Origin of the sequence: Streptomyces sp. DvalAA-14, from assembly GCF_900091855.1 — a bacterium.
Lineage (GTDB): Bacteria > Actinomycetota > Actinomycetes > Streptomycetales > Streptomycetaceae > Actinacidiphila.
On record NZ_FMCH01000381.1, the window covers coordinates 1 to 1,313 of the forward strand.

The 1,313-nt window shown below is 75.9% G+C and carries 2 protein-coding genes; both read right to left on the reverse strand.

Annotation, left to right across the window (positions count from 1 at the left end; all coding sequences use genetic code 11):
* Positions 1–736 (reverse strand): aminotransferase class IV (locus tag GA0115240_RS19740; protein WP_107407173.1); only part of this gene is annotated, 736 nt, incomplete at its 3' end.
* Positions 733–1,143 (reverse strand): RidA family protein, encoded by a 411-nt coding sequence (locus tag GA0115240_RS19745; protein ID WP_093738050.1) that lies wholly within the window; start codon positions 1,141–1,143, stop codon positions 733–735. The genes GA0115240_RS19745 and GA0115240_RS19740, both read right to left, overlap by 4 nt.
* Positions 1,144–1,313: the final 170 nt, after the last annotated feature.

Genomic DNA, 1,313 nt, shown 5'->3' on the forward strand with positions numbered 1-1,313 from the left:
CGTCCGTCGGCACGCGGGTGCCGTCGATGGCGCAGACCGCCACGGTGCCGCGGGAGTTGCCGACGAAGACGCCGTCGTAGCCGCCCACATCGGCGAGCGTCACCCGGCGGGCGGTCTGCGGGACACCGGCCGCGGCGAGTTCGCGTTCGAGCACCTGCAGGGTGATCCCGCGCAGCAGCGGCGCCTGCGGCCAGACGACGGTGTCGCCCTGGACGAAGCCGATGTTGGTGACCGCGCCCTCGGCGATCACGCCGTCCGGGCCGGTCAGCAGCGCCTCGTCGAAGCCCGCTGCCCGCACCTGCCGTACGTAGTAGGACTGGCCGAAGCCGCCGGTGTGCTTGAGGTGGGCGACCGGGCGCTGATAGGGCACCGATTTGAGCCGGAACGGCCCGGCGGGCAGCGCGGCCGGCGGGCGAACCGCCACCATGACGGCGACCGGGGCGCCGGCGGATTCGACCGGCTGGAAGACGTTGACCCGCACGGAGGCGTCGGCGCGCCCGGCGGATGCCAGGCCGTGCCGGACCAGTGCGCGGACCCGTTCCCCGTCCAGCCCGCCGCCGAACAGTTCGCGGGTCGCCTCGTCCAGGCGGGCCAGATGGAACGCCAGGCCCCGGACCCGGCCGCCGCGCACCTGCAGCGCGGAGAAATGCCCGTAGCCGCCCAGCGCGGGCGCCAGTGCGGCCGCGGTCGCGGCGTCGCCGTCGATCTCGATCAGTGGTTCGGGCGCCGGGCTCATGCCGGCAGCGCCGCGGTCAGGTCCAGCTCGACCAGCTGCCCGGTGAAGCCGAGCTGCGTCACCCCGAGCAGCGTGCTCGCGGTACTGAACGCCGCTGCCAGCGCGGAGGCGTTGAAGGCGTCCCACACCGCCGACAGCACGCCCCGGTCCGCGCTCACCACGTAGATCACCGCCCGCACCACGTCCTGCGGTCCGGCCCCGACCGCACCCAGGGCGATCAGGGCGTTGGCGGCCACCTGCCCGGCCTGCGCCGCGTGGTCCCCCGGACCGACCAGTGCGCCGGCCGCGTCCAGCGGGCACTGCCCGGCCAGATACGCCGTCCGCCCCGCCTCCACGACGGTGACGTGGTGATACCCGGGGGTCTCGTGCAGCCCCGCCGGATCGAGCCGCGTGATCTTCGCACTCATACCACCGAGTCTGCCCTGGCTCCGGCCCGCGTGCCCACCGGTTTTCCGCACCCGACCGACGTCACAGGCCGGGGCCGCCAGGCACGCTCCGGGCCGGGCCGACCCAGCCGCCCGGCCGGGTGGGGGCGGCCCTCGGCGCGGTGCCACTGCGGGCCCCGGCGGCCCGGCAC

Coding starts and splice junctions, on each gene's coding strand:
- GA0115240_RS19745 (WP_093738050.1), bottom strand. CDS start 1,143: ATGAGTGCGAAGATCACGCGGCTCGATCCGGCGGGGCTGCACGAGACC.